Below are 24,173 nucleotides of genomic sequence, written 5' to 3'. Positions count from 1 at the left end.
GCCAACAGTCATGGCGTGGCAGATCCGATGGCGCTCTCAGGCAGTCGCCAGCTCGACCTCACGCAGAATCTCCGCGGCGATGGCCGACTCGTGCCGCTTCCCGGTGGGCGACAGAGCGACATAGGCAGCGGCAAGGAACAAGAAGGACCCCAGCACCACAGCCAACGGAAAGATGAACTCCGTCGGCGTAGCCCCCGGCAGGCTCGCGCTGCTGGGCGTCAACGAGATCTCGACCGCGTACATCGCGGTGTAGTGCATGCTGCTCACCGCGAGCCCCATCACCAGCGCGGCGAGCACCGCGAGCACCCCACCCCGCACGACCAGCGTCAGCGTCAACGCGGCGGTGGCGGCGAAGACGGCGATCGCGACAGAGGCGATGACGAGCGCGGGGTCGTAGTCGACCTGGCCGTGCAGATTGAGCGCGGCCATGCCGGTGTAGTGCATGGCGGCGACGCCGACGCCGGTGCCCAGGCCGCCGAAGACGACCGAGGTCACCCGGGACTTGCCGTATCCGGCGGTGAAGACGCCGGCCGCGACCACGCCGACGGACATCAGCAGGCTGAGCACGGTGAGCGGGACGTCGTAGCGGATGGGTGTGCCCTCGACGCTGAAGCCCAGCATGGCGATGAAGTGCATGGTCCAGATGCCTGAGCCGATGGCGACGGAGGCGAGCAGCAGCCAGTTCCGTTTCGAGGCGCCGTCCGATTCGAGTGCCCTGAGGGTGCAGCGCAGTCCCAGCGCCGAGCCGACGCACGCCATGACGTAGGAAAGGACGGGGGTGACCCAGCCGGCACTGAAGTGATCCATGTGACCCATGGGGGGAGTTCCTCTCGCACGTGGCACGGGCGGGGGGTCGCCGCGCACACGGAAGTACCACCGGTAACAGAGGACCGGGGTTGGCTGATCATGGCAGCCTCACCCATGGCACAGATGGAGGCGAAAAGGACCCTGGGGGCCAATGGTGAACATTGAACTACTGTGGCGTAGGTAACACCTGACCTGCATAAATATGCAGTCAACCCTTGCCTGGTGAAGGGTTTGGGGAAGATCGGGAAATTGTCGGGAGAACGTCAGGATCCAGCCACCACGGTGGCACCCGGCGCGGGCCCCGACGCGGTCCGCACGGTCCGGCACGTACCGGACCGCGTCAGCGCCTCGGCCACCTTCACCGCGGACTCCGGATCGCGCGCCAGGAACGCCGTCGTCGGACCCGACCCCGACACCAGCGCGGCGAGCGCACCGGCGGCGCGGCCGGCCGCGAGGGTGTCGGCGAGCTCCGGGAAGAGCGAAAGGGCGGCGGGCTGAAGGTCGTTGGAGACGGCCGCGGCGAGCGCGCCGGGGTCGCCCTTCGCCAGCGCGTCGATCAACTCCTGGGAGGCGACGGGCTCGGGGACGTCGAGCCCCTCGGCCAGCCGGTCGAACTCCCGGAAGACGGCCGGGGTGGACAGCCCGCGCTCCGCCATCGCGAAGACCCAGTGGAAGGTCCCGCCGACGTCCAGCACCCGCAGCCGCTCCCCCCGCCCGGTCCCGAGCGCGGCACCGCCCACCAGGCTGAACGGCACATCGCTGCCCAACTCGGCGCAGATCTCCAGCAGTTCCGCGCGGGAGGCGTTCGTGCCCCACAGGGTGTCGCAGGCGAGCAGCGCCGCGGCACCGTCCGCACTGCCGCCGGCCATACCGCCGGCGACGGGGATGTCCTTGGCGATGTGGAGGTGCACGGCGGGTTCGACACCGTGCCGCTCGGCGAGGGCCAGCGCCGCGCGCGCCGCGAGATTCGTACGGTCGAGAGGCACCTGCCCCGCGTCCGGCCCCGCGCAGGTGACGCGCAGCTCGTCGGCCGGGGTGACCGTCACCTCGTCGTACAGGCCGACCGCCAGGAAGACGTTGGCCAGGTCGTGGAAGCCGTCGGGGCGGGCCGCGCCGACCGCGAGCTGGACGTTGACCTTGGCGGGGACACGGACGGTGACGCTCACGGGCGGCTCGGCTCCTCGGTGTCGTACTCGACGCGGGGTTCTCGGCGGGGCGGTCCAGACGGGGTCGTTCTAGACGGGGGCGTCCTCGACGCGGTTCTCGGCGATACGGGCGAACTCCTCGACGGTGAGGGACTCCCCCCGCGCCTGCGGCGAGACCCCGGCGGCGACGAGCGCGAGCTCGGCGGCGGCCGCGGAACCGGCCCAGCCCGCGAGGGCGGCCCGCAGGGTCTTGCGCCGCTGCGCGAAGGCCGCGTCGACGACGGCGAAGACCTCGCGCCGGGAAGCGGTGGTCCTGATCGGCTCGGCGCGCTTGACGAGCGACACGAGACCGCTGTCGACGTTGGGCGCGGGCCAGAAGACATTGCGGCCGATGGACCCGGCCCGCTTGACCTCGGCGTACCAGTTGGCCTTCACCGACGGCACGCCGTACACCCGGGAGCCGGGCCCCGCGGCGAGCCGGTCCGCGACCTCCGCCTGCACCATGACGAGGGTCCGCTCGATGCTCGGGAAGGTCTCCAGCATGTGCAGGAGGACGGGTACGGCGACGTTGTACGGCAGGTTCGCCACGAGTGCGGTGGGCGCCGGGCCCGGCAACTCGGCGACCTGCATCGCGTCGGAGTGCACCAGCGCGAACCGGTCGGCCCGGGTGGGCATCCGCGCCGCGATGGTGGCGGGCAGCGCGCCGGCGAGCACGTCGTCGATCTCGACCGCGGTCACCCGGTCCGCGGCTTCGAGCAGCGCAAGGGTGAGGGACCCGAGCCCCGGACCGACCTCGACGACGACGTCGTCCGGCCGGACGTCTGCGGTGCGGACGATACGGCGGACCGTGTTCGCGTCGATCACGAAGTTCTGCCCGCGCTGCTTGGTCGGCCGTACACCGAGGACTTCCGCGAGCTCACGGACGTCGGCGGGGCCGAGAAGGGCGTCGGGGGCGGGGCTGCTGCTCACGGCCACAAGGGTACGGGGCGCACGGAGGCACCCTCACCCGTGCAACCGCCTCCCGCAGTGCGGCCAGGGGCTGGCCCCCCGCTGCACGTACAGCTTCTTCGCCCGGAACGTCTGCTCCGCCGCCGGTGCGTCCTGCGGCCGTCCGCTCCCGCCCAGCCCCTGCCAGGTCCGGGTGTCGAACTGGTACAGCCCGCCGTACGTCCCCGACGGGTCCACCGCGTCGGGCCGGCCCCCCGACTCGCACGCCGCCAGCCGCTGCCAGTCCAGCCCGTCCGCGCCCTGCACGGACATCGGCAACGCCTTGGTCCCCACCTTCACCACCTGTGTCCGCGCCTCGCGCACCACCTCGGACCCGATCCGCCGCGGCTTCTGCCGGACGCCGTTGACGATCCGCAGGGAGTACGTGATCCGGCGCAGCCCCGCCTGCCCCGCCTGCTCGACGACCTCCGTGCCCTTGAACAGCGAGGGGTCCTCGGTGCGCTCCACCCGGAAGGGGATCGCCTCGTCGCGGACCTCCTTGGTCCCGGTGATCCGCAGCACGGTGACGGTCTGCCCGTCGCGCGGAAAGCTCCCCGGCGCGACCGATGTGGTGTCCTGCCCGCGCAGCGTGACGCCGGCCTCCTCGACGACCTCCCCCACGGTCGCCGCGTTCGTGCGCACGACGCGTGAGCGGCCGTCCGCCATGACCGTGACCGCGCGCTCGGTGCGCACGTCCAGCGTGAGCCCCTCGCGCCCGATCGGCCGGGAGCGCGAGGTCGACACATACGCGCCCTCCGCGCGCACCCCCAGCTGCTTGAGCGCCCCGTCGACCGTGCGCGCCGTCGTCCACACCTGGCGCCGCTCCCCGTCGAGCGTGAGCCGTACGGGGCGCCCGTAGTGCACCGCGATCTCGTCGCCGCTGGAGAGCGCCGTCCCGGGGGCGGGCGCGATCACGTCGTGCGCCCCCACGTCGACGCCCTCGTCGGCGAGCAGCTCGGTCACGTCGTCGGCGAAGGTGTGCAGCGTGCGCGGCTTGCCGTCGACGGTCAGCTCGATCGCCTTGTCCTTGGCGACGAACGCGGTGGTGCCGCCGGCGAGGAACGCGACGACCAGCGCCTGCGGCAGCAGCCGGCGCATGGCGCTGTCCGCGCGCTCGGTTCCGCGCCCCTTCCGCCGGCGTGCGGCCCTGGGGCTCGCTCCGGCGGAAGGAGCGGGCGCGGGCGCCTCGGGCAGGTCGTAGGCGGGCCGGTACGTGTCCTCGTACGGCATGGGCATCGGCGGGGTCGGCAGCGTCGGCGCTACCTGGACGCCGTACGCCACCGTCTCCGCCTCGTGCGGGTCGTACACCGCGCCGTACGGGTCGTTCGGGCCGTACGTCTCGTACGTCTGGTACTGGGAGTTGCTCACGCCGACACGCTCCAGGGTCCAGAGAGACCCAGAACCTAGCGGAGCGGCCGTCACTCTCCAAAGCGACGCAGCTACCGGCAGTGACGGCCGGTCGGGTCAGTAACCGAACGCCCGAGCGGTGTTCGAGGCGAGTGCCGTAGCCAACGCGTCCTCGTCGATCCCGCGTACGGCGGCCATCGCGCGCACCGTGACCGGAATGAGATAGGGCGCGTTGGGCCGTCCGCGGTACGGCGCGGGCGTCAAGAAGGGCGCGTCGGTCTCCACGAGGAGCAGCTCCAGCGGGGCCACCGCGACGGCGTCCCGCAGGTTCTGGGCGTTCTTGAAGGTGACGTTGCCGGCGAAGGACATGAAGTATCCGGCGCGGGCGCAGATCTCCGCCATCTCGGCGTCGCCGGAGTAGCAGTGGAAGACGGTGCGCTCGGGGGCGCCCTCCTCCTTGAGGACGCGCAGGACGTCGGCGTGGGCGTCGCGGTCGTGGATGACGAGGGCCTTGCCGTGCCGCTTGGCGATCTCGATGTGGGCGCGGAAGGAGCTCTCCTGCGCCTCCTTGCCCTCGGGGCCGGTGCGGAAGTGGTCGAGGCCGGTCTCGCCGACGCCCTTGACCTGCGGGAGTGCGGCCAGGCGCTCGATCTCCGCGAGCGCCTCGTCCAGCGCCTGAGCGCCCCCGGGTTGCCGTGCGCCCTGCCGGGACCAGCCGTCGGGGTCCCCGTGGACGATGCGCGGCGCCTCGTTGGGGTGCAGGGCGACGGTCGCGTGGACGGCGTCGTACAGTGCCGCCGTCTCCGCGGCCCACCGCGAGCCCCGCACGTCGCAGCCGACCTGCACGACCGTCGTCACGCCCACCGACGCGGCCTTCGCGAGGCCCTCCTCCACCGTCCCGGCCTGCATGTCGAGGTGGGTGTGGGAGTCGGCGACGGGCACCCGGAGGGGTTCCGGGAGCGGCGGCGCTGCGTTTTTCGCGGTCTTCTCGCCTGCGCTGGAGCTTGAGGAGGGCATGCCCCGATCCTACGAAAGGGGCATGCCCCTTCCCCGAGGGGAGGCGGGGCTTCAGCTCGCCTTGCGGTGGTGGAACGGGTGCAGGAGATCGGACAGCTGCCAGTGGTGGCGTTCCTTGGCCTGCGCGGGCACCTCGGGCGCCTCGGACGACCCGCTCCGCGGAGCGCGGCGCTGCTGGCGGTGCACGGCGTCGAGCACCGAGGACACCTGTCCGGGGCGCATGATCCGCACGACGTGCCCGTCGCAGTTGTGGCACGTGGGCCGGCTCAGCGGCGACGGCACGACCTGGCCGTCGGCGACGTAGATGACGAAGTCGTGGCCGTCGGCACCGGTGTGGTGCTCGATCTCGTACGACTGCTCCCAGCCGTGCCCGCAGCGCATGCAGGCGAAGGAATACGACTCGTGGACGACGGCGGTGGCGCCGCTGCGCAGTGCGGCGGTCTGCCCTGCGATCTCGCTCATGCCAGCTCCTCTGGTCCGCTGGACACCGGGACGGGTGCGTCCCTTCAACCAGTGGACGCTTCCGCCGGAGCGAATGCATCAGCCCTGTCGAGTGTTGGAACCGTCTTGGACGTTCCTTGCCGAAACGGCCCGTGCGGCGGGGGCTGCGCTTTGCCTTGGGCCGTCGTCCTTTGCCTGCCCGTGGGGCGCACGCTCAAACGACATGCGCCCTGCTCAGAGCGGGTGTGCGCCAGGTCACGCGCCCCCTTCAGGAGGCCGCGTTCTTCGCGGCCACCACCGCGTCGAACACCTCCCGTTTCGGCAGTCCCGCCTCCGCCGCGACCGCCGCGATCGCCTCCTTGCGCCGCTCGCCCGCCTCCTCGCGCACCCGCACCCTGCGCACCAGCTCGGCGGCGTCGAGCTCCTCGGGTCCCTTCTCGGGCGCCCCCTCGACGACGACGGTGATCTCGCCCCGTACGCCCTCGGCGGCCCACGCGGCCAGCTCCCCCAGCGGACCGCGCTTGACCTCCTCGTACGTCTTGGTCAGCTCACGGCAGACGGCCGCCCGCCGCTCCGCGCCGAACACCTCGGCCATCGCGGCGAGGGTGTCGTCGAGCCGGTGCGGGGCCTCGAAGTACACGAGGGTGCGCCGCTCGGCGGCGACCTCCCGCAGCCGGGTCAGCCGTTCGCCCGCCTTGCGCGGCAGGAACCCCTCGAAGCAGAACCGGTCGACGGGCAGCCCGGACAGCGCGAGCGCGGTGAGGACGGCGGAGGGGCCGGGCACGGCGGTGACCCGGATGTCCTTCTCGACGGCGGCGGCGACGAGCCGGTAGCCGGGGTCGGACACGGACGGCATCCCGGCGTCCGTGACGAGCAGCACGCGCGCGCCGCCGACGAGTTCCTCGACCAGCTCCGGCGTACGGGCGGCCTCGTTGCCCTCGAAGTACGACACGACGCGCCCCTTGGGCGTCACCCCGAGCGCCTGGGTGAGGCGCCGCAGCCGCCGGGTGTCCTCGGCGGCGACCACGTCCGCCGCGGCCAGTTCCGCGGCGAGCCGGGGCGGGGCGTCCGCGGTGTCGCCGATGGGGGTGCCTGCCAAAACAAGGGTTCCTGTCACGTTTCCATCCTCGCAGCACCCTTCCACGGGACTCCCACAGCCGTGTTCCCTACGATGGCGCGGTGACCAGTACAGCGTCGTCCATGGACTCCACGGACACCCGGCAGGCCCAGGCACCGCAAGACCAGCGGCCGTCGTGGCAGCAGCGGCTGCGCCGTTTCGGCTACACGGCGGGGCCCGGAAGCGACGTCCGCGACCGGCTCGTACCGCCGTACACGCGGCCCAACCCGCGGATGTGGGCGGCGCTCGGGCTGCCGAAGGCGCTGGTGGACCGGATCGTGCGCTGGTCCGGCTGGGGCGGTCCGCTGCTGGTCACGCTGTTCGCGGGCGTCATCCGGTTCTGGAACCTGGGCGGCCCGAAGGCGGTGATATTCGATGAGACGTACTACGCCAAGGACGCCTGGGCGCTCGTCCACCGCGGCTTCGAGGTCAACTGGGACAAGAACGCCAACGACCTGATCCTGGACGTCGGCGGCAAGGTGTCGATCCCGACGGACCCGTCGTACGTCGTGCATCCGCCGGTCGGCAAGTACGTCATCGGGCTCGGCGAGCTGATGTGGGGCTTCAACCCCTTCGGCTGGCGGTTCATGACGGCCCTGCTCGGCACCCTCTCGGTGCTGATGCTGTGCCGGATCGGCCGCCGGATCTTCCGCTCGACGTTCCTGGGCTGTCTGGCCGGCGCGTTGATGGCGGTGGACGGGCTGGCCTTCGTGATGGCCCGCACCTCGCTGCTCGACGGTGTGCTGATGTTCTTCGTGCTGGCCGCGTTCGGCTGCCTGGTCGTCGACCGGGACAGGGCCCGGGAGAAACTCGCGGCCGCGCTGCCACTGGACGCGGACGGCCGGGCCCGCCCCGACGCGCACATCGCGGAGACGACCCGCTTCGGATGGCGCCCCTGGCGCTGGCTGGCCGGCCTGATGCTGGGCCTGGCCATCGGCACCAAGTGGAACGGCCTGTACATCCTGGCCGCGTTCTGTGTGATGGCGCTCCTGTGGGACGTCGGCTCGCGCAAGGTCGCGGGCGCCCGGCACGCGTACGCGGCGGTCCTCAAGCGCGACCTGGGCCTGACCTTCCTGGCGACCGTGCCGGTGGCGATCGTCACCTACCTCGTCTCCTGGATCGGCTGGATCCTCTCCCCCGCGGACGGCACCGGCGGCTACTACCGCAACTGGGCCGCGACGGACGGCAGGAACAGCGACTGGTCCTGGCTGTTCCCCGACTGGTGGCGCAGCCTGTGGCACTACGAGCACCAGGTCTACGAGTTCCACGTCGGCCTGCACTCCCCGCACACCTACCAGTCCAACCCGTGGAGCTGGATCGTCGACGGCCGCCCGGTCTCGTTCTTCTACGAGTCCCCCGCGCCCGGCAACGACGGCTGCCCCGTCGACGCCGGCGAGAAGTGCGCCCGCGAGGTCCTCGCCATCGGCACCCCGCTGCTGTGGTGGGCGGCCGCCTTCGCGATCGCCTACGTCCTGTGGCGCTGGCTCTTCCGCCGCGACTGGCGCGCGGGCGCGATCGCCTGCGGCATCGCCGCCGGCTACCTCCCCTGGTTCATGTACCAGGAACGCACGATCTTCTTCTTCTACGCCGTCGTCTTCCTGCCCTTCCTGTGCCTGGCCGTCGCGATGATGCTCGGCGCGATCATCGGCCCGCCCGGCTCCAGCGACACCCGACGTGTGGCGGGCGCCACGGGGGCGGGTGTGCTGGTGCTGCTGATCGCCTGGAACTTCATCTACTTCTGGCCCCTGTACACCGGGACCGCCATCCCGATCGACGACTGGCGTTCACGGATGTGGCTGGACACCTGGGTGTAGCCCCATGGGCTGATCTCTCTTCGGCCAACAAAAGGAAACACCTCTCACAGTTTTCTCTCACGCCACTTACAGTGCGAGGACTGATAACGGGGAGGGGTTCAGTTCCATGGGCAAGGGGGTCAAAGCCGCCGTCATCGGCAGCGTGTTCGCCGTGATGGTGGGCGGTGCCGGATACGGCGCGTTCAATATCGTGTCCGCACTGAACGACGACGGGGGATCCGGCGGATCCGAGGTGAAGTCGGGGCCGCCGAGCGGTGACGAGGTGAAGGAGACCTCGGAGAAGTTCTTCGCGGCCTGGGAGGAGGGGGCTTCGGCCTCCGCGGCGGAGTACACGAACAACAACGCCGCGGCCCGGACCCTGCTGGACGCCTACACCGGCGACGCGCACATCACGGACATCAGGATCACACCCGGAGCCGCGCGGAAGACGACCGTGCCCTTCACCGTGAAGGCGAAGGTGTCGTACCAGGGCGACTCCAAGCCGCTGACGTACAAGAGCAGTCTGACCGTCGTGCGCGGCCTCACCACGGGCAAGGCGCTGGTCGACTGGAAGCCGTCCGTGATCCATCCCGAGCTGAGGACGGCTGAGGACACCCTCGTCACCAGCCAGTCGGCGACCCCGCCCATCGAGGCGGTCGACCGCGACGGCAAGGTGCTGACGAAGGACAAGTACCCCTCGCTGGGCCCGATCCTGGACGCGCTGCGCGCCAAGTACGGCGAGAAGGCGGGCGGCACCCCGGGGGTCGAGCTGTTCGTCCGGCACAACGGCGACGGCTCCCCCGACACCCCGCTGCTGACCCTGTCCGAGGGCGAGGCGGGCAAGCTGGAGACGACGATCAGCGCGAGCGCGCAGGCGGCGGCCGAGACGGCGGTGAAGAAGTACGCCGAGTCGTCCGTGGTGGCCGTCAGACCGACCACCGGCGAGGTGCTGGCGGTCGCCAACAACCGTAAGGACGGCTGGAACGCGGCCTTCGAGGGCGCGGCACCGCCCGGCTCCACGATGAAGATCGTCACCTCGGCGATGCTCATCGACAACGGCGTGACCTCGATGAACGGCCCGGCGCCGTGCCCGGACGACGCGGTGTGGCAGGGGCAGACCTTCCGCAACCTCAAGAACATGGCACCCAACGAGGGCGCCACGCTCACCAACAGCTTCATGCGGTCCTGCAACACGGCCTTCATCAAGCTGATCGACGAGAAGCCGCTCACGGACGAGTCGCTGACCACGGAGGCGCAGACCCGCTTCGGGCTCGGCCGGGACAACTGGAAGACCGGCATCACCTCGGTCGACGGCAGCGTCCCCGCGGAGAGCGGCCCGGACCGCGCGGCCAATGCCATCGGCCAGGGCAAGGTCACCATGAACCCGCTGAACATGGCGTCCGTGACGGCCACCGCCATCACCGGCGACTTCCGCCAGCCCTATCTGGTCTCGCCGAAGCTGGACGGCCGGAAGCTGGCGACCGCCAAGGGGCTGCCCTACGCCACGGCGTCCCAGCTGAAGCAGATGATGCGGCTGACGGCCACCCAGGGCACCGCGGCACCGGTCATGCGGGGGCTCGGCGGGGACATCGGGGCGAAGACCGGGTCCGCCGAGGTGGACGGAGTGGAGACCTCCAACAGCTGGTTCACCGGGTTCCGCGATGATGTGGCGGCGGCGGCCATGAGCGAGAACGGCGGCCACGGCGTCGACGCGGCCGGACCGATCGTGAAGGCCGTACTGGCGGCGGGTGGCTGAACTCACCCGCACAGGACGGGACTCTAGGGTGGTCGCCGTCGTTGAGTGAGGGACGAGGGCAACGGGGACCCTGGGAAGCGCGGAGGACAGAGGGCTGTGGGCAAGAGAAGGCGCGTCGCCGAGCGACGGAAGACGAATCGCCCCGCCGTGATCGGCGGGATGGTCGCCGTGGTCGTCGGCGGCGCGGGCTTCGCCGGGTACGCGCTGTACGGCGGCGGGGCGGCGGCCGAGGACCGGACGGCCGCCGTCGCCGACCAGAAGCCGAAGGTCAAGACCGGCCCGCTGTCCGCGAAAGAGGTCAACTCCGCGGCGCGGACCTTCCTCACGTCCTGGCAGTCGGGCAAGGTCACCCAGGCCGCGGCCGTCACCGACGACACCGATGCGGCCGTGAAGCTGCTCACCGGCTACACCAAGGACGCCCACCTCAAGGGCGTCACCCTCACCCCCGGTGCCCGCACCGGCGACAAGGTCCCCTTCACGGTGAAGGCGACGGTGTCGTACAAGGGCACCGGCAAGCCGCTGACGTACGACAGTTCGCTGACCGTCGTACGCGACACCGGGACCGGGAAGCCCCGGGTCGAGTGGCACTCCTCGGTCGTCCACCCCGACCTGGAGGACGGCGACACCCTGGTCACCGGCGAGTCCGGGACGCCGCCGATCAAGGCGCTCGACCGGGACGGCGGGGAGATCACCGAGAAGAAGTACCCGTCGCTGGGTTCCGTCCTGGACGGGCTGCGGGAGAAGTACGGCAAGAAGGCCGGCGGCAAGGCGGGCGTCGAACTCCAGGTCGTGCGCGGCAAGGAGTCCAAGAAGGACAAGCTGTCCGACAAGACGCTGCTGACGCTGAGCAAGGGCACGCCGGGCACCGTCAGGACGACGCTCAGCCCGGCCATGCAGGCGGCGGCCGAGGCCCAGGTCGCCAAGAAGGCGAAGTCGTCCGTGGTGGTGCTGCGGCCGTCGACCGGGGAGATCCTGGCCGCCGCGAACGCCTCCCACGGCTTCAACGTCGCGTTCCAGGGCTCGCTGGCCCCGGGTTCCACGATGAAGGTCGTCACCTCGTCGCTGCTGATCGAGAAGGACCTCGCGTCGGCGGACAAGGCGCACCCGTGCCCGAAGTACTTCACGTACGGCGGCTGGAAGTTCCAGAACGACGACAAGTTCCAGATCAAGGGCGGCACCTTCAAGGCGAGCTTCGCCCGCTCCTGCAACACCGCCTTCATCAGCCAGGCGCCCGAGCTGGACGACGACTCGCTGACCAAGCAGGCCCAGCAGGTCTTCGGTCTGTCCATGAACAACTGGGCGGTCGGTGTGCCCACCTTCGACGGCTCGGTGCCGGTGCAGTCGCAGGCGCAGATGGCGGCCTCGCTGATCGGCCAGGGCGGGGTGCGGATGAACCCGCTGAACATGGCGTCGGTGTCGGCGACCGTCGAGTCGGGTGTCTTCAGGCAGCCGTACCTGGTCTCACCGGACGTGGACGGGCGGACGCTGGCCAAGGCCTCGCGCACGATGTCGTCGGGCACGCTCTCCCAGCTGCGGGAGCTCATGTCCTACACGGCGGCCTACGGCACGGCGGCCGAGGCGATGCAGGGTGTCTACGGCACCGTCGGCGCGAAGACCGGCTCGGCCGAGGTCGACGGGCAGAAGAAGCCCAACGGCTGGTTCACCGCGTACCGGGGCGACCTGGCGGCCGCCGGTGTGGTGCAGGCGGGCGGGCACGGCGGCGACACCGCGGGACCGATCGTGGCGGCGCTGCTGAAGCTGGGCGGCTAACCCCGTACGGGAGTGGCGGTGTACGTCCGGCGCAGGAACCTGAGCAGGGCCTTCGACTCGAACTGCACCACGGACACGCCCTTGGCGGAGTGGAACTCCACCACGGCCTGTACCCGGCCGCACGGCCACACCCGGACGTCCCCGGCCTCCACCGGCGCCCGCAGTCCCCGCTCCAGCAGCTCGCGCTGGAAGGTCCACTCGTGCGGGCCGGGAAGTCCGACGCGGACGGCGCGCGGGTCGGTGTCGGGGTCGTAGCGCAGGAGTACGGGGATCGCCTCGTCCTCCGCGATGTCCGCGTCCGAGACGATGTGGGCTCGTGCGTACTGTTCGACTACGGACATCGTGACGGCCCTCTCACGCTGCGTTACCTGTGCGGAAGCTGTGCATCCACTCTCCTCCCAGCGTCGCACATTTCCGGGATTCCGCTCCTGGGCCCGCACAGCCTGCGCATCGCAGTTCACAGCACCTCTCTCTTGCAAAAGGTTCGCATTAAGCCACATCATCGATGCGTGCATGTGCCTGACGGATTCATCGACGCCCCCACATCCGCCGCCGCCGGAGCAGTCGCCGCGGCGGCCGTCGCGGTGTCCCTGCGCGGCGCCCGCCGCGAGCTCGACGAGCGCACCGCGCCGCTGGCGGGGCTGGTCGCGGCGTTCATCTTCGCCGTACAGATGCTGAACTTCCCCGTCGCCGCGGGGACGAGCGGCCATCTCCTGGGAGGTGCGCTGGCGGCGATACTCGTCGGCCCCTACACAGGGGTCCTCTGTGTCTCCGTCGTCCTGCTCATGCAGGGCATCCTCTTCGCGGACGGCGGTCTGACCGCGCTCGGCGTGAACATCACCGTCATGGGCTGTGTGACGACGGTCGTGGCGTACGCCGTCTTCCGCGGCCTGGTGAAGGTGCTGCCGCGCACCCGCCGGTCCGTCACCGCCGCCTCCTTCGCGGCCGCCGTGCTCTCCGTGCCGGCCGCGGCCCTCGCCTTCACCCTCATCTACTGGATCGGCGGCACCACCGACGTCGCCATCGGCAAGGTCGCGACCGCCATGGTCGGCGTGCATGTGCTGATCGGCATCGGCGAGGCCGCGATCACCGCGCTGACCGTCGGTGCCGTCATCGCCGTACGCCCCGACCTCGTGTACGGGGCGCGCGGGCTCCAGCAGCAGCTCAAGCTGCGGGTGAACGGCGAACTCGTCGATGTACCAGCCGTAGCGGCCGCCCCCGTCCCGGCCGCCGCCCGCTCCTCGCACCGCAAGGTGTGGCTGGCCGGCCTCGCCACCTCCCTCGTCCTCGCGGGCGTGGTCAGCTTCTACGCGTCCGCCAACCCCGACGGCCTGGAGAAGGTCGCCGCGGACAAGGGCATCGACGCGAAGGTGGAGGACCACGCCGCCGCGGACTCGCCGCTCGCCGACTACGGCGTGAAGGACGTCGAGAACGCCCGGCTGTCCGGGGGGCTGGCGGGCGTCATCGGCGTCGGCGTGACCGTCGTCGCGGGCACCGGGGTGTTCTGGGCGGTGCGCCGGCGCCGTACGCAGGACGTCTCCCCGGTGAGCACCACGGTCGCCTGACATGGGTGCGGGTGGGGGCACCTCCCACACGTTCAGTAGTGGGGGAGCGCACAGGCTCTACCGGCACGGGCACTCGCCCGTGCACGGCCTGCCGCCGCACACCAAGCTCGCGGCGGTGTTCGCCTTCGTGGTGGTCGTCGTCTCGACACCGCGGGAGGCGATGTGGGCCTTCGCGCTGTACGCCGTGCTGCTGGGTGTCGTCGCGTACGTCGCGCGCGTGCCGGCCGGGTTCGTCCTCAAGCGGCTGCTGATCGAGGTGCCGTTCGTCGCGTTCGCGGTGCTGCTGCCGTTCGTGGCGGAGGGCGGGCGGGTCGAGGTGCTGGGGATGTCCCTCAGCGTGAGCGGGCTGTGGGGCGCCTGGAACGTGCTCGCCAAGGGCACCCTGGGCGTCGCCGCCTCGGTGCTGCTCGCCTCCACCACCGAACTGCGTGAACTGCTGCTGGGCCTCCAGCGGTTGAGGCTGCCGCCGCTGCTCGTCCAGATCGCGTCCTTCATGATCCGGTACGGCGATGTCATCACGGACGAGATGCGGCGGATGCGGATCGCGCGGGAGTCACGGGGGTTCGAGGCGTCCGGCGTGCGCCACTGGGGCGTCCTCGCGAAATCGGCGGGCGCCCTCTTCATCCGCTCCTACGAACGCGGTGAGCGCGTCCACCTCGCCATGGTGAGCCGTGGGTACGCCGGTTCCATGCCGGTCATCGACGAGGTGACCGCCTCCCGGGCGCAGTGGACGTACGCGTTCGCGCTCCCGTTCGCCGCCCTTGTCGTATGTCTGCTGGGATGGACGCTGTGACCGCATCTCTGGAGGTCTCCGGCCTCGCCTACGCCTACCCCGACGGCCATCAGGCGCTGTTCGGCGTGGACTTCTGTGTCGCGCGCGGCGAACGCGTCGCGCTGCTCGGCCCGAACGGCGCCGGCAAGACGACCCTCGTGCTCCACCTCAACGGCATCCTGTCCGGCGGCACGGGCACGGTGACGGTCGCCGGGCTGCCCGTCGGCAAGCGGCACATGGCCGAGATCCGGCGCCGGGTCGGGATCGTCTTCCAGGACCCGGACGACCAGCTGTTCATGCCGACGGTCCGCGAGGACGTGGCGTTCGGTCCGGCCGCGGCGGGCGTGAAGGGCGCGGAACTGGAGGCGCGGGTCGATCGTGCGCTGGCGCAGGTCGGCATGGCGGAGTTCAGGGACCGCCCGCCGCACCACCTCTCCTTCGGACAGCGGCGCCGGGTGGCGGTCGCGACGGTGCTCGCCATGGAGCCGGAGATCCTCGTCCTGGACGAGCCGTCCTCCAACCTCGACCCCGCCTCCCGCCGCGAACTCGCCGACATCCTGCGCTCCCTGGACGTCACGGTCCTCATGGTCACGCACGACCTCCCGTACGCCCTGGAGCTCTGCCCCCGCGCCCTCGTCCTCAGCGAGGGCGTCATCGCCGCCGACGGCAGGACGGCCGAACTCCTCTCCGACGACGACCTGATGCGCGCCCACCGTCTGGAGCTGCCCTACGGCTTCGATCCGCGTTCGGTCTCTGGCGCGGCCGGGCGTCCGTGACAATGGGCGCGTGACGAACCACGACGAGGACGCCGGGTCGCTGCTGCTGGACGACCAGCTGTGCTTCGCGCTGTACGCCGCCCAGCGCGCCGTGACGGCCGCCTACCGTCCGGTGCTGGACGAGCTCGGCCTCACCTACCCGCAGTACCTCGTCCTGCTCGTCCTCTGGGAGCGCGGTGAGACGACGGTGAAGGAGCTCGCGGAGGCGCTGCGGCTCGACTACGGCACGGTGTCGCCGTTGCTCAAGCGGCTGGAGAGCGCGGGGGTGGTGCGCCGGGAGCGCGCGGCCCACGACGAGCGCTCGGTGCTGGTCGCCTGCACGGGGCGCGGAGAGGAACTCAGGGAGCGCGCGGCGCGTGTCCCCGGCGCGCTCCTGACCGCGACAGGGCTCGCCACTGCGGAGGCCGTGAGGTTGCGCGAGGAGTTGTGGCAGCTCGCGGAAAGGGCGCACGAGGCGGTCGAGCGCCTCCACTGACCTCGCGTTACCCACGGTTGCCACCCCCGGTAGGTCAAGGCTCACCTACTGACCGGTACCTTGTGCACGATGTACTTGCGCGCACTTGTTCTGGGGGGCCAGCCATGAGTGACACCACCGCCGTCGACAGCACCGTCGACACCTCCGTCGCCGCCGTCGACACCCGTCCGACGAAGATCATGTATGTCGCCGAGGCCACCGCGCACGGCGGCCGGGACGGCTATGTCACCAGCCAGGACGGCCAGATCGAGCTGAAGGTCGCGATGCCTCCGGCGCTGGGCGGCGACGGCAACGGCACAAACCCGGAGCAGCTGTTCGCGGCGGGCTTCAGCTCCTGCTTCCACAACGCGCTGGTCCTGGTGGGCCGCCGCGCCGGCTTCGACCTGACCGGCTCCACGGTCGCCGCGAAGGTCGGCATCGGCCCCAACGCGCAGCACGGCTACGGACTGGCGGTCGCCCTCAGCGTCTCGCTCCCCGTGCTCGACCCGGACGTCGCGACCAAGCTGGTGGACGCCGCCCACCAGGTGTGCCCGTACTCGAACGCCACCCGGGGGAACATCGACGTGACCGTCCTGCTTGGGTAGAGGGGGTACCGAGCAGCGCGGACAGGAGTACGGGCGTGGACGTGAACGGCACAGTCGCCGAGGGCTTCGAACCGGTCAGGGACGCGTTCGTCAGGAACTTCGAGGCGCTCGGGGACCGGGGCGCGGCGGTCGCCGTGTACCGGGACGGCCGCAGGGTCGTCGATCTGTGGGCCGGGACCAGGGACGTCGACGGCACCGAACCCTGGCAGCGGGGCACCGCCCAGATCATGCGCTCGGCGACCAAGGGCGTCGCCGCCGCCGTACCCCTGCTGCTGGCCCAGCGCGGACTGCTGGACCTGGACGCGCCGGTGGCCGCGTACTGGCCGGAGTTCAAGGCGCGGGGCAAGGAGCGGGTCCTGGTCCGGCAGGTGCTGAACCACCGGGCCGGACTGCCGGTGCTGGACCACCCGCTCACCCCGCAGGAGGCCCTGGACCCGCTGAGGGGCCCTGCGGCGGTCGCGGCCCAGGCGCCCGTCTGGGAGCCCGGCACGGACCACGGGTATCACGCGCTGACGTACGGCTGGCTGCTCGACGAACTCGTGCGGCGGGTGACGGGACGCGGCGCCGGTGAGTGGATCGCGGCGGAGATCGCGGGGCCGCTGGACGCGGATCTGTGGCTGGGGCTGCCCGAGGCACAGGCGCACCGGGTCGGGCGGGTCGGCCGCGTCGAGGCGCCCGAGGCCACCGGCACCCTGCGCGCCCGCCCCAGGCGTTCGGTCACCGAGGCCTACACCGACCCGGACTCCCTCACCAACCGCGCGTTCGGCGCGATCACCCCCTTCCCGGACCAGAACGACCCGGCGTACCGCGCGAGCGCCCTGCCCGCGACGAACGGCATCGCGACGGCGGACGGGCTGGCCCGGGTCTACGCGGCGCTGATCGGCGAGGTCGACGGCGTACGGCTGTTCACGCCGGCGACCGTCGCGCTGGCCCGCGCGGAGGAGTCCGCCGGGCCCGACCGGGTGCTGGTGATCAACACCCGCTTCGGGCTCGGCTACATGCTGCACGGCAGCGCGTCGCCGTTCCTCGGCCCCGGCTCCTTCGGCCACCCGGGCCGCGGCGGCGCCCTCGGCTTCGCCGACCCGGAGACGGGCATCGCGTTCGGCTATGTGACCAACGGCCTGCGCAAGACGGTCACGGCGGACCCGCGCGCGCAGGCGCTGGTGCGGGCGGTGCGGGCCGCCCTGTAGGCGTGGCCGGACGTGGCTCGGACTAGACGTGGATCGGATGCGACGTCCGCCCGGACGCCGAGTCGATCTCCCCGTGCGCCTTGGCCAGCATCTGCATCGCGAGGTCGTTGAGCGCGCGGGCGCCCGCGATCTCCTCGCCCACCCTCGGCTGGTTGGAGTCGGTGTGGTGGCGGCTGGCCTGCCCGTGGGCCCGTACCTCGGAGCCGTCGGGCAGGCGCACCATCGCGACCGCCCTCGTGTGTTCGTCGTCCTCCTGGAACTCCATCTCGACGTGCCATCCCACAGTGGTGTGCATCATGACGATCACCTCCGGAAGAACTCCTTCCAGAGTGCTCCTCAGGGGGTGGCCCCGCCTAGTCGGGTTCGGCGTACTCCTCGGGCCGCCGGGCGGGGGCGGTGGGCTTGGTGCGCGGGGGCAGGCTCAGCCGCTCGACCCTGCCCAGCAGGCCGTCCCGGAACCCGGTGACCTGTCGGGCCAGCTCACGGCGTTGGCGCCGCTGGTAGCGGTGGGCGGTCTCCAGCGTGCCCAGCGCCAGGGCGGCGCCGATCAGGGCGGCGGCCCCCATCACCACGTACCGGCGGACCGTCCCCTGCCCCGCGGCGGCGTAGGCGAGTCCCGACGCCACGAACAGCGCTGCCGTCAGGGCCAGCCACAGGACGTAGCCGGCGAACATCCAGGGATGGTCCCCGCTCAGCCACGCACGGCGGGTCCGCGCCGCCTCGCGCTCCACCCGCCGTACCGCGTCGGCGATGTCGTCGAGCTCCCAGGCCGCCTTCTCGCGCTGTTCGAGCGAGAGCGGGGGCGTCATCCCGTCGAGGCGGACATGGAGGCGGGCGACCGCTCGGCGCAGTTCGGCCCGGTGCACGCGCTCGGGCAGCCGGTGCGGCCAGCGCGCCCACAGGTCGTCGTCCCGCCGTCTCAGGCGCAGGTGGGTGACGGCCCCGCGGGCGACTCCGACCCCGAGCACCAGCAGCGACACGAGCGCCACCAGCATGCCCTGGTCCCCGTGCGACGCCCCGTACCCGCCGACCAGGACGATCCCCAGGCCGATCGGCCAGGTGTGCCGGATGTACGTCCGGTGCCGGACCGCGTGCAGTTCGCGCTCCAGGTCGTCGACGGACCGCCGGACGAGCCGGACGGCGACGACCGCGAGGAACGGCGCGCACAGCAGCACGGTCGACATCAGGGCGGCGCTCAGGGTGTACGGCAGGACGTCCGTGCCGGCCCAGCTGTCGTCCTGCGGCAGCGCGGGCACCCCGGCCAGCACCGCGCAGGCGAGCACCGCGGTGAGGGCGCCGAGCCACCGCCCGGGCCGCGTCCCGCGCTCCTCGGGTGCCGGGACGGGCCGCCAGTCCGGGCGCACCAGCCCTTCCAGTACGGCGATCAGTTCCGCGAGGTCCGACGCCCAGTGCGTCCGGCGCAGCGGCTGGCCGTTGCGGCCGACGAGTTCCCGGATCGAGGGCGGCAGTTCGGCGGGCCGCGGCGCGGTGACCCCGTCCAGGAACACCGGGATCAGTGTCCTGCCGCTCGCCAGGGCCTGCTCGATCTCCCGGCGGACCCAGTCCTCCGCGTCGTCCAGCCGCCGCGCCCCGGACCCGTCCCGGACGTCCGCCCACCCCGGGTGGATCACGGCGAGCAGCACCTCGCAGTCGTCGACGCGCGCCCGCAGCGTGTCCGAGAAGCGCTGGCCCGGCACGATGGACGGCCGGTCCAGGAACACCTGGCCCCTGCCGAAGTGCCGGTCGAGTTCCGCGTAGAGGTGCTCCACCGTCTCCGAGTGGTCGCCTCTGCGGTAGTTGATGAAAACGCCGCCCATGGGGCCGTTGCTACCAGAGAAACCGCCGCGTACGTGCGCGGTTCACCCGTACGGGTCTATCCGGCGTGCAGCATCAGCCCGATCCCCACCACCAGCAGCCCCGCCGCGGCGATCCTCGGCATCCCGAACCGCTCCTTGAAGAACACCGCCCCGATCGCCGCGCCCACGATGATGGACGACTCGCGCAGGGCCGCGATGGGTGCCAGTTCCGCCTTGGTCTGGGCCCACAGGACCAGTCCGTACGCGGCGACGGAGAGGGCGGCGCCGAGCAGTCCGACCGCCACGAACGGCCGGAGTTCGGCGACCAGTCGCCCGCGCCAGTGGTAGAGCGCGTACACCGGTACGAACACGCCCTCGATGGCCATCAGCCAGGCGATGTACCCGAGCGACGACCCGGAGGCGCGTACCCCGAGCCCGTCGACGACCGTGTACGCGGCGATGGACAGGCCCGTCGCCAACGCGGCCCCGATCGCCGCCCAGTTGGGCCGATGCCCCCGCAGTCCCCACAGCGCGACGCCGGTGAGTCCCGCACAGGACACGCCGATTCCGGCGGCGGCCCACCCGTCGGGCACCTCGTGGGCGAAGAGGGCGGCGAGCACGGTGACGACGAGAGGCGCGCTGCCTCGGGCGATCGGATAGGCCTGTCCGAAGTCACCCAGCCGGAAGGACGTCATCAGCAGCATGTAGTAGACGACGTGGATCAGGGCGGAGGCGAGGAGATACGGCCACGCCCCCGCCGCCGGTATCGCCACGAACGGCACCATCGCCAGGCCGATCAGCATCCCGCCGCCCGCGATGAGCGTGAACCCGACCAGCTTGTCGGTGATCTTGTGCGCGATGGCGTTCCAGCTGGCGTGGGTGACCGCGGCGAGCAGGACGGCCGTGGTGACCAGCGGGGTCACGCGGTCTGCTCCCGGACGTCCACCAGCGTGGCGCCCGCGTGCGCGATCAGCGCCTTGGGCTCCATGGGGAAGACGGTGTACGGCGTGCCGGCCGCCGCCCACACGACGGCGTGGTCGAGCAGCGAACGGTCCGCGAGGACCCGGGTCCGGGTCCGGTGCCCGAAGGGCGGTACGCCGCCGATGGCGTACCCGGTCGTCTCCCGTACGACGTCCGCCTTGGCCCGTGTCACCTTTGCGGCGCCCAGTTCCTGCCGTACCCGCTCCACGTCCACCCGGGACGCGCCGTCCATGAGCACCAGGACCGGGACGCCGTCCGCCGCGAAGATCAGGGACTTGCAGATCTGGCTCAGCTCGCAGCCGATCGCCGCGGCGGCCTCGGCGGCGGTACGGGTGGCGTCCGGGAAGCGGCGGATCTCGGCGTGCAGCTCACCGAGGCCGAGGGTGTCGAGGGCCGCGGCGAACAGGGGGTGGGCGTCGGTCGTCGTCATGCACCGCACGCTAGTGGTGGGTGCGGGAGCCGAGCGACCGTTTAAGCGGAGCCCTCGAAGGTCACGTCCTTGGTCTCCACGACCTCCGCGGTCCGCCCCGGCGCCGTCTGGTACCGCCAGTACAGGTTCGTGTGGCCGATGACCTGCTCCGGCGGCGGGGCGCCCCACGCGCTCTTGTCGCCGGTGGTGTGGGCGTCGGCGGCCAGCGTCACGTCGTAGCCGCGGACGAACGCCCCGTGGATCGTGGAGCGGATGCAGGCGTCGCTCTCCGCACCGCTGACGACGAGGCGTCCGACGCCGGCACCGGCGAGGACCTCCTCCAGGTCGGTGCCCTCGAAGGAGTCGCCGTAGCTCTTGTGGACCAGCGGCTCGGAGTCCCGGCGGGGCAGCTCCGCGACGTACTTCCAGTCCTCGCTGCCCCGGCGGAGGTCGTCGTCGGAGTGCTGGACCCAGACGACCGGTATCTCCTCGGCGCGGGCCCGCTCGACGAGGGCCGCGATGTTGGCGACGACCTCGCCGCGCCGGTGGGCCTCGGCCACGACGCCGTTCTGGACATCGATGACGAGCAGCGCCGTACGGGGGCGGTCAGGCAGTGTGGTCATGGTCGCAAGGCTAGACCCGGGCACTGACAACGGCCTCGGCCTCGGCCCGCTTGCGGTGGCCCGCGACGATGCCGCCGGCGGCGCCCAGCGAGACCAGGCCCATCATCGCCGCGGCGATGACGCCCTTCACCCCGTCCATCGTGAAGTACATCGCGACGGCCGTGCCGCCGTTGAACAGGAACAGGAACCACAGGGTGCCGGGCCGCGACAGGAACGCCTTGATCTTCGGCTTCTTGGCGATACGGGAGCCCGTGATCAGCGCCACGATCCCGCCGACGGCCGTGACCACGTCCTTCTGCGTGCCGTCGAACACGGCGCCCGCGGCCACGCCGGCGGCGAGACCGCCCACGAAGAGCTGCCAGAGGACCAGGTCGGCGACGAACTTCTTGACGGCGGCGAGCGGGGAACGAGCGGCCATGGGAGTTTCCTTTGCGGGTGGAGGGGGTTTCCAGCTGTCCTCCACACTCCCGTCCCGCGTTCGCCGCCACGAGGGAGCGGACTGCCGAAGCCGTGGTGTAGCGGGCTACACCACGGCTTCGGAGAAGGGCTCGGATCAGACCCGTACGAGCTCCCGGTCCTCGTCCTTCTTGTCGTCGTCCAGGCTGCGCAGCCCCTCGCCCTCGACGTCCACGTTGGGCAGGGCGCGGTCCAGCCACTTCGGCAGCCACCAGGCCTTCTTCCCGAGCAGCGCCAGCACCGCCGGGACGATCGCCATGCGGACCACGAACGCGTCGAAGAAGACGGCGATCGCGAGGCCGAAGCCGATCATCTTGATCATCGACTCGCTGGAGCTGATGAAGCCGCCGAAGACGGCCATCATGATGATCGCGGCGGCGACCACGACCCGGGAGCTGTGCCGGAAGCCGGTCACGATGGCCTGGCTCGGGCTCTCGCCGTGGACGTAGGCCTCCCGCATCCGGGTCACGAGGAACACCTCGTAGTCCATCGCGAGGCCGAAGACCACGCCGACCATGAAGATCGGCATCATCGACATGATCGGGCCGGTCTCCTCGACGCCGATCAGGCCGCTCAGCCAGCCCCACTGGAAGACCGCGACGACGGCGCCGAGCGCGGCGAGCACGCTGAGCAGGAAGCCGAGGGCCGCCTTCAGCGGGACCAGGATCGAGCGGAAGACCACGATCAGGAGGAGGAAGGCAAGGCCGACCACCAGGCCCAGATACGGGATCAGGGCGTCGTTGAGCTTCTGCGAGAAGTCGATGTTCATCGCGGTGGTGCCGGTGACCAGGACGTTCGCGTCCGTGTCGGCCAAGACGTCGGCGCCCTGGTCACGGATGGCGTGGACCAGGTCCTCGGTCTGTGTCGAGGACGGCTTGGAGTCCGGGATCACGGTGATCATCGCGGTGTCGCCGGCCTTGTTGAACGTCGCCGGGGTCACCGTCACGACGTCCTTGAGGTCCTTGATCCCGTCGGCCACGGTGGTGGCCGCGGCCTTCGGGTCGTCGCTGTTCTTGGCGTCGACCACGATCATCAGGGGGCCGTTGAAGCCGGGACCGAAGCCCTCCGACAGCAGGTCGTAGGCGCGGCGCTGGGTCGTGGACGTCGGCTGGGAGCCGTCGTCGGGCAGGCCCAGTTCCAGCTGGGTGGCCGGGACGGCGATCGCGCCGAGGCCGAGCACGCCGAGCAGCAGCACGGCGGCGGGGCGGCGGATGACGAAGCTGGCCCAGCGGACGCCGAGGGCGGGCTTGTCCGGTGCCTGCGAGGCCTTCTTCGGCTTGCGCTTCTCCCCCGCGGGCCGGACCTTCTTGCCCGCGTATCCGAGCAGTGCCGGGACCATGGTGAGCGCGATGAGGACGGCGACCACGACCGTGCCGGCGGCCGCGAGGCCCATCTTGGTGAGCATCGGGACGTTGACGACCGCGAGGCCCGCCAGGGCGATCACGACGGTGAGTCCCGCGAAGACCACGGCCGAACCGGCGGTGCCGGCGGCCCGGCCCGCCGCTTCCTCCCGGTCGCGGCCGTCGGCCAGTTCGCCGCGGTAGCGGGAGACGATGAACAGCGCGTAGTCGATGCCGACCGCGAGTCCGATCATCAGGGCGAGCGTGGAGGTGGTGTCGCCGAGGTCGAGCGCGTTGGCGAGGGCGGTGATGGTGGAGACGCCGATGCCGACGCCGATGATCGCGGTCAGCAGCGGCAGTCCGGCCGCGACCAGCGAGCCCAGCGTGATGACGAGGACGACGGCGGCGATGGCGAGGCCGATGACCTCGCCGATCGCTCCCGGTTCGGCCGCGGCCTGGAGCGCGTCGCCGCCGATGTCGACGGTCAGTCCGGTGGCGCGGGCGTCGTCGCCGGCCTTCTCCAGGGCGTCCCTGGTCGAGTCGGCCAGTTCCATGCCGGGGGCGTCGTACTTCACCGAGGTGTAGGCGACGGTGCCGTCCTTGCTCACGGCGTTCGTCGTGAACGGGTCGGAGACGGAGACGACCTCGGAGCCGTCGCTCAGTTCCTTGACGGTCTTGGCGACGGTCGCCTTGTTGGCGGCGTCCGTCATCTTCTCGCCCTCGGGCGCCTTGAAGACGATGCGTCCGGTCCCGCCGTCCGCGCTGCTGCCGGGGAAGCGCTGTTCCAGCAGGTCGAAGGCCTTCTGCGCCTCGGTCCCCGGAATGGAGAAGGAGGTGGATCCGGCACTGGGGGCGCTGGCCGCGCCGACGCCCGCGAGCGTCAGCAGGGCGACCCATATCAGGGCGACGAAATGCCGTCGCCGGAAGGCGAGCCGGCCGAGTTTGTAGAGGAACGTGGCCACGTGGGCGTACTCCCGGTCAGGTCGTTGGGGCGGTGCAGGGAAGGGGTGATCGACCCGGTGGGGA

24 protein-coding genes are annotated in these 24,173 nt (G+C 71.5%); 9 read left to right on the top strand and 15 right to left on the bottom strand.

What is annotated here, in order from left to right; all coding sequences use genetic code 11:
- Nucleotides 1–36: 36 nt before the first annotated feature.
- The 7 genes from HLK59_RS22635 to rsmI form a co-directional block, all read right to left on the bottom strand.
- The gene (locus HLK59_RS22635) at nt 37–816 is read right to left on the bottom strand and encodes an MHYT domain-containing protein (protein WP_171143321.1); all 780 of its coding nucleotides are present in this window, start codon (nt 814–816) and stop codon (nt 37–39) included.
- A gap of 254 nt (nt 817–1,070) precedes the next feature.
- A complete protein-coding gene (locus HLK59_RS22630) occupies nt 1,071–1,973 on the bottom strand; it encodes a 4-(cytidine 5'-diphospho)-2-C-methyl-D-erythritol kinase (RefSeq protein ID WP_171143320.1) in 903 nt (300 codons plus the stop codon).
- A gap of 69 nt (nt 1,974–2,042) precedes the next feature.
- Nucleotides 2,043–2,921 carry a 16S rRNA (adenine(1518)-N(6)/adenine(1519)-N(6))-dimethyltransferase RsmA gene (rsmA, locus tag HLK59_RS22625; protein ID WP_171143319.1) on the bottom strand — a complete coding sequence of 293 codons (879 nt, stop codon included), beginning with the start codon at nt 2,919–2,921 and terminating at the stop codon, nt 2,043–2,045.
- Nucleotides 2,922–2,954: 33 nt separating this feature from the next.
- Nucleotides 2,955–4,307: a resuscitation-promoting factor gene (locus HLK59_RS22620; protein ID WP_171143318.1), complete on the bottom strand. Its 1,353-nt coding sequence runs from the start codon at nt 4,305–4,307 to the stop codon at nt 2,955–2,957.
- Between the two features lie 96 nt (nt 4,308–4,403).
- Complete coding sequence (locus tag HLK59_RS22615) at nt 4,404–5,303, bottom strand: TatD family hydrolase (protein ID WP_171143317.1); 900 nt, start codon at nt 5,301–5,303, stop codon at nt 4,404–4,406.
- A gap of 51 nt (nt 5,304–5,354) precedes the next feature.
- On the bottom strand, nt 5,355–5,765 hold the full coding sequence (locus HLK59_RS22610; protein WP_171143316.1) for a hypothetical protein: 411 nt from the start codon (nt 5,763–5,765) through the stop codon (nt 5,355–5,357).
- 247 nt (nt 5,766–6,012) lie between these two features.
- Nucleotides 6,013–6,861, bottom strand: coding sequence for a 16S rRNA (cytidine(1402)-2'-O)-methyltransferase (gene rsmI, locus HLK59_RS22605; protein WP_171143315.1), 849 nt, complete (start codon nt 6,859–6,861; stop codon nt 6,013–6,015).
- 62 nt (nt 6,862–6,923) lie between these two features.
- Between rsmI and HLK59_RS22600 the strand changes: the two genes are divergently transcribed.
- The 3 genes from HLK59_RS22600 to HLK59_RS22590 all read left to right on the top strand — a co-directional run bounded on the left by HLK59_RS22600 (nt 6,924) and on the right by HLK59_RS22590 (nt 12,180).
- Nucleotides 6,924–8,675, top strand: coding sequence for a phospholipid carrier-dependent glycosyltransferase (locus tag HLK59_RS22600; RefSeq protein ID WP_171143314.1), 1,752 nt, complete (start codon nt 6,924–6,926; stop codon nt 8,673–8,675).
- A gap of 106 nt (nt 8,676–8,781) precedes the next feature.
- Nucleotides 8,782–10,410 (top strand): penicillin-binding transpeptidase domain-containing protein, encoded by a 1,629-nt coding sequence (locus tag HLK59_RS22595; protein ID WP_171143313.1) that lies wholly within the window; start codon nt 8,782–8,784, stop codon nt 10,408–10,410.
- 96 nt (nt 10,411–10,506) lie between these two features.
- Nucleotides 10,507–12,180, top strand: coding sequence for a penicillin-binding transpeptidase domain-containing protein (locus HLK59_RS22590; protein WP_171143312.1), 1,674 nt, complete (start codon nt 10,507–10,509; stop codon nt 12,178–12,180).
- On the opposite strand, the gene HLK59_RS22585 is transcribed toward HLK59_RS22590, so the two are convergent.
- A complete protein-coding gene (locus HLK59_RS22585) occupies nt 12,177–12,521 on the bottom strand; it encodes an SsgA family sporulation/cell division regulator (protein WP_171143311.1) in 345 nt (114 codons plus the stop codon). The genes HLK59_RS22590 and HLK59_RS22585 overlap by 4 nt on opposite strands.
- Nucleotides 12,522–12,689: 168 nt before the next feature.
- Between HLK59_RS22585 and HLK59_RS22580 the strand changes: the two genes are divergently transcribed.
- The 6 genes from HLK59_RS22580 to HLK59_RS22555 all read left to right on the top strand — a co-directional run bounded on the left by HLK59_RS22580 (nt 12,690) and on the right by HLK59_RS22555 (nt 17,542).
- Entirely contained in the window at nt 12,690–13,745 is a 1,056-nt protein-coding gene (locus tag HLK59_RS22580) for an energy-coupling factor ABC transporter permease (protein ID WP_171143310.1), read from the top strand.
- 1 nt (nt 13,746) lies between these two features.
- Complete coding sequence (gene cbiQ, locus HLK59_RS22575) at nt 13,747–14,538, top strand: cobalt ECF transporter T component CbiQ (RefSeq protein WP_171143309.1); 792 nt, start codon at nt 13,747–13,749, stop codon at nt 14,536–14,538.
- Nucleotides 14,526–15,293, top strand: coding sequence for an ABC transporter ATP-binding protein (locus HLK59_RS22570; protein ID WP_240982579.1), 768 nt, complete (start codon nt 14,526–14,528; stop codon nt 15,291–15,293). The genes cbiQ and HLK59_RS22570 overlap by 13 nt, the downstream gene beginning before the upstream one ends.
- A 10-nt stretch (nt 15,294–15,303) precedes the next feature.
- On the top strand, nt 15,304–15,768 hold the full coding sequence (locus HLK59_RS22565) for a MarR family transcriptional regulator (RefSeq protein WP_171143307.1): 465 nt from the start codon (nt 15,304–15,306) through the stop codon (nt 15,766–15,768).
- A gap of 104 nt (nt 15,769–15,872) precedes the next feature.
- On the top strand, nt 15,873–16,352 hold the full coding sequence (locus tag HLK59_RS22560; RefSeq protein WP_171143306.1) for an organic hydroperoxide resistance protein: 480 nt from the start codon (nt 15,873–15,875) through the stop codon (nt 16,350–16,352).
- Between the two features lie 35 nt (nt 16,353–16,387).
- Nucleotides 16,388–17,542 (top strand): serine hydrolase domain-containing protein, encoded by a 1,155-nt coding sequence (locus tag HLK59_RS22555; protein WP_171143305.1) that lies wholly within the window; start codon nt 16,388–16,390, stop codon nt 17,540–17,542.
- A gap of 22 nt (nt 17,543–17,564) precedes the next feature.
- Here HLK59_RS22555 and HLK59_RS22550 read toward each other — a convergent pair whose 3' ends face one another.
- From HLK59_RS22550 to HLK59_RS22520, 7 genes are all read right to left on the bottom strand, one after another.
- Nucleotides 17,565–17,840 carry a DUF1876 domain-containing protein gene (locus HLK59_RS22550; RefSeq protein ID WP_171143304.1) on the bottom strand — a complete coding sequence of 92 codons (276 nt, stop codon included), beginning with the start codon at nt 17,838–17,840 and terminating at the stop codon, nt 17,565–17,567.
- A 55-nt stretch (nt 17,841–17,895) separates the two neighbouring features.
- The gene (locus tag HLK59_RS22545; protein ID WP_171143303.1) at nt 17,896–19,359 is read right to left on the bottom strand and encodes a toll/interleukin-1 receptor domain-containing protein; all 1,464 of its coding nucleotides are present in this window, start codon (nt 19,357–19,359) and stop codon (nt 17,896–17,898) included.
- A 56-nt stretch (nt 19,360–19,415) separates the two neighbouring features.
- Nucleotides 19,416–20,261 (bottom strand): DMT family transporter, encoded by an 846-nt coding sequence (locus HLK59_RS22540; protein ID WP_171143302.1) that lies wholly within the window; start codon nt 20,259–20,261, stop codon nt 19,416–19,418.
- On the bottom strand, nt 20,258–20,749 hold the full coding sequence (locus HLK59_RS22535) for a YbaK/EbsC family protein (protein WP_171143301.1): 492 nt from the start codon (nt 20,747–20,749) through the stop codon (nt 20,258–20,260). Before HLK59_RS22535 ends, HLK59_RS22540 begins: the two co-directional genes overlap by 4 nt.
- A 41-nt stretch (nt 20,750–20,790) precedes the next feature.
- Nucleotides 20,791–21,351, bottom strand: coding sequence for an isochorismatase family protein (locus HLK59_RS22530; protein WP_171143300.1), 561 nt, complete (start codon nt 21,349–21,351; stop codon nt 20,791–20,793).
- A gap of 10 nt (nt 21,352–21,361) precedes the next feature.
- Nucleotides 21,362–21,769 carry a hypothetical protein gene (locus HLK59_RS22525; protein ID WP_171143299.1) on the bottom strand — a complete coding sequence of 136 codons (408 nt, stop codon included), beginning with the start codon at nt 21,767–21,769 and terminating at the stop codon, nt 21,362–21,364.
- A gap of 135 nt (nt 21,770–21,904) precedes the next feature.
- On the bottom strand, nt 21,905–24,109 hold the full coding sequence (locus HLK59_RS22520; RefSeq protein ID WP_171143298.1) for an MMPL family transporter: 2,205 nt from the start codon (nt 24,107–24,109) through the stop codon (nt 21,905–21,907).
- Nucleotides 24,110–24,173: the final 64 nt, after the last annotated feature.

It is taken from the genome of Streptomyces sp. S3(2020) (assembly GCF_013044505.1).
GTDB lineage: Bacteria > Actinomycetota > Actinomycetes > Streptomycetales > Streptomycetaceae > Streptomyces.
The sequence above is the reverse complement of the archived record's forward strand: the minus strand, read 5'-3'. Positions and strand labels throughout refer to the sequence as shown.